5 protein-coding genes are annotated in these 3,239 nt (G+C 64.0%); 4 read left to right on the forward strand and 1 reads right to left on the reverse strand.

Annotation, left to right across the window (positions count from 1 at the left end; translation table 11 throughout):
* Positions 1–193: hypothetical protein (locus P8014_RS20380; RefSeq protein ID WP_337819167.1), on the forward strand; the 193-nt coding region annotated here is incomplete at its 5' end.
* A gap of 181 nt (positions 194–374) precedes the next feature.
* A complete protein-coding gene (locus P8014_RS20385; RefSeq protein WP_337819168.1) occupies positions 375–1,493 on the forward strand; it encodes an ISL3 family transposase in 1,119 nt (372 codons plus the stop codon).
* On the opposite strand, the gene P8014_RS20390 is transcribed toward P8014_RS20385, so the two are convergent.
* On the reverse strand, positions 1,438–1,884 hold the full coding sequence (locus P8014_RS20390) for a hypothetical protein (protein WP_337819169.1): 447 nt from the start codon (positions 1,882–1,884) through the stop codon (positions 1,438–1,440). The genes P8014_RS20385 and P8014_RS20390 overlap by 56 nt on opposite strands.
* 46 nt (positions 1,885–1,930) lie before the next feature.
* Here P8014_RS20390 and P8014_RS20395 point away from each other — a divergent pair, with 46 nt between their 5' ends.
* Together P8014_RS20395 and P8014_RS20400 are read left to right on the forward strand one after the other, a co-directional pair.
* Positions 1,931–2,992: an IS3 family transposase gene (locus P8014_RS20395; protein WP_337819170.1), complete on the forward strand. Its 1,062-nt coding sequence runs from the start codon at positions 1,931–1,933 to the stop codon at positions 2,990–2,992.
* 41 nt (positions 2,993–3,033) lie between these two features.
* Positions 3,034–3,239 (forward strand): hypothetical protein (locus P8014_RS20400; RefSeq protein ID WP_337819171.1); only part of this gene is annotated, 206 nt, incomplete at its 3' end.

The following is a 3,239-nucleotide window of genomic DNA, read 5'->3' on the forward strand; positions in this document are numbered from 1 at the left end:
GGCCAAGGCCCACCATCAAGGCCAGGATGCCGAGGCGCGGCAGCTCCAGCAGTCGGAGGTGACGCGGCTGAAACGGGAGCTGGCCCGACTGGAAGAGGAGAACGCGTTCCTAAAAAAAGGGCTCATCGCGGAATCGTGTGGGTGGGTTCGAGTCCGGGGAGTTGCCAGGAGCCTGGGAATCAAGCCATCTTGACGGGGTGGGCATGCGGTCGATTCCTGTCCTGATCTGGTGAGCGGGGATTGCTGATGAAGACAGGGCGTAGCCTGCGAGAGTTGTTCTCCTTCCCGGGCTTCGTGGCGGGGGCGACGCTCAGGGGCGTATTCGGCGATCCGAAGGCCCGGATCGTGACCTTGCGACGCCGAAAAAAACGGCGGTGTGTTCGCGCTGTGGCCAGCGTAGCCGTAGCCGCTACGACCAGCGTGTTTGCCGTGCCCGCGACCTGCGGGTGGCCGGTTGGGTGCTGTACGTGGAGTTTGAGCGCTGGCGCGTCAATTGTTCGGGATGTGGCGGCGTGCACGTAGAGCGGCTGGACTGGCTGGCGAAGAATCCACGCTATACCGAGCGCTTCGCCCTGCACGTTGGCCAGCTGTGCCGGAGCATGACGAACAAGGCTGTAGCCGAATTGGAGCGGCTGCACGACAGCACGGTCAAGGACCTATCCAAGCTGTACATGGCCGAGCAGGTGCGGCGGGCCGGGATGCCGGCGCCACGGGCGATCGGCATCGACGAGATCGCCATCCACAAGGGTCACGACTACCGCGTGGTGGTCAGCGACCTGGAGCGCAGGCGGCCGATCTGGTTTGGCGGCAGTGGCCGCACCGAGGCGGACATCGACCTGTTCTTCACCGAGTTGGGGCCGAACAAGAGCGCGCGTATCGAGCTGGCGGTGATGGACATGTGGCGCCCGTTCCGTACCTCGGTGGGCAACAACGCGCTCAATGCCGCCATCGTGTTCGACAAGTTCCACATCATGCGCCACCTGTCCGATGCGCTCGATCAGGTCAGGCGAGACGAGTACAAACGCCTACAAGGCAAGGATCGCAGCTACATCAAGGGTCAACGCTACACCCTGCTGAGCAACCGCGAGAACCTGACCCTGGACGGCCGCCAGGCGCTCAGGAAGCTGCTGGCGGCCAACAAGCGGCTGAACACCGCGTACCTGCTGAAAGAATCGTTCGGCCAGCTGTGGAACTACCGCACCGAACGTGGTGCCCGGGCGTTCTTCGAGCGCTGGAAGCAGAGCCTGCGCTGGCAGCGACTGGCGTCGTACCAGAAGTTCGTGAAGATGATCGAGCGACATTGGGACGGCATCGCCGCCTACTGCCATCCGGACAACAAGGTCAGTCTGGGACTGGTGGAGGGACTGAACAACAAGATCCGGGTCATCCAGCGCAGTGCCTACGGCTACCGCGATGAGGACTACCTCAAGCTCAAGATCATCGCCAGCTTCCTGCCGCCGCTACCGGAAAACGCTCGATTGCACCCACACTGATCTGCGAAGACCCATAAGAAATGGGCGGGCCAGTTGGAGCCTTTGAATGTCCCCTGAGTTGCCCACGAGCGCCGAGATCACGCCCGATCCACGGCTTGAAAAGCGTACACGTCGCCGCTTCAGTGCGACCGAGAAACTCCGCTTGCTGACCGAGGCTGATGCGTTGCCTCATGGTGAGCAGGGTGCCTGGTTGCGCCGCAACGGCCTCTATGCGGCCCAGCTTTCCGGCTGGCGTAAACAACACGCCGAGCGCGGTTTGGATGGCCTGCAGGCGCAAGCGCCCGGGCGCAAGGGGGCCGATCCACGTGATCGTCGGATGGAGCAACTGGAACGCGAAAATCGTCGTCTGCAGCGGCGTGCCGAAGTCGCCGAGCAGTTGGTCGAACTCCAAAAAAAGTCTTCCAACTGGTCGAGCAAGCCCAGCAGGAGAAGCCCTGATGGGCCTGCTCGCCACCGCACCGCCCGGATTGTCCAAACAGCGTATCTGTCAGGCACTGGGCCAACCGCGACATCGCTGCTATCCCGACCGTCGACGGCGCAAGGCGGTGGCGCCGGCGCGTCCCCCAGCACGCCGACTCAGCGCCGAACAGGACGAGGCGATCCTGAGCGTGCTGCACAGCGATCGCTTCATCGACGCCAGTCCGCGCCAGGTCTACGCGCAGCTGCTCAGCGAGGGCACCGTGCTGGCGTCGGTGTCGACCTTCTATCGCCGCCTGCGTGCGCTCGGCCAAACCACGGCGCGGCGCCTGCAACGTCCACCCCAACGCCACGTCCGACCCCAGCTGACGGCCACCGCGCCGCATCAGGTATGGACCTGGGACATCACCAAGCTGCCGACCTTCTCGCGCGGCGTGTATCTCAATCTCTACCTCATCCTGGACCTGTACAGTCGCTACGTGGTCGGCTGGATGATCAGCACCAAGGAAAATGCAGGGCTGGCCAAGCATCTGTTTACGCGCACGCTGAACGCACACGCCATCGCCCGCGAGTCGCTCATCGTGCATCAGGACCGCGGCTCACCGATGACCGCCCACAGCTTCACTGACCTGCTCAGCACGATGGGGGTGGCTCGCAGCCACTCGCGCCCGCGGGTGAGCAATGACAACCCCTTCAGTGAAAGCCACTTCAAGACCCTCAAGTACACCCCCGATTACCCCGGCCGTTTCGAGGACGCCGAGCAGGCCCGCCAGTGGGTGCGCCGCTTCGTCCCGCATTACAACGATCGTCCGCACGAAGGGGTGGCGCTGTTCACTCCCTCCGACGTGTTCCATGGTCGGGTGGCCACGGTCGCCGCCGTCCGCCAGCAGGCGCTCACCGAACACTATGCACGCCACCCCGAGCGCTACGTCAAAGGCGCGCCCACCGTCGCCCTGCCGCCCGCCGCCGTGCACATCAACCCCGACCTCGCCATGGACGCCTCGCAACTGCTCGACACCCCGGGGGCTCTACGCGCCATCCCCACCCCGGTCGACACCGGGCTACCCGACGTTGTTACATAGAAATCTCGCGCCAAGTGTTGGAAAACTGTTGACACGTTCCGATGTATCTGACGCACTTGGCGATGCGCACGTTGGCTACCACCCATCAACAAGGTGGCACGGAAGCGCCCCGGCTTGGGAATGTGTTTGCTTGCGCGGTGACCAGCTTTGCGCAGCGTGCGAGGGTGGAGTGCTGGACGATCCGAGGCATGTCGCGGCCGGCTGAACGTCCCATGAGCACGCTGGCGACCATCTTCGCGCATGAAGT

It is taken from the genome of Acidihalobacter sp., from assembly GCF_037381185.1.
GTDB lineage: Bacteria > Pseudomonadota > Gammaproteobacteria > DSM-5130 > Acidihalobacteraceae > Acidihalobacter_A.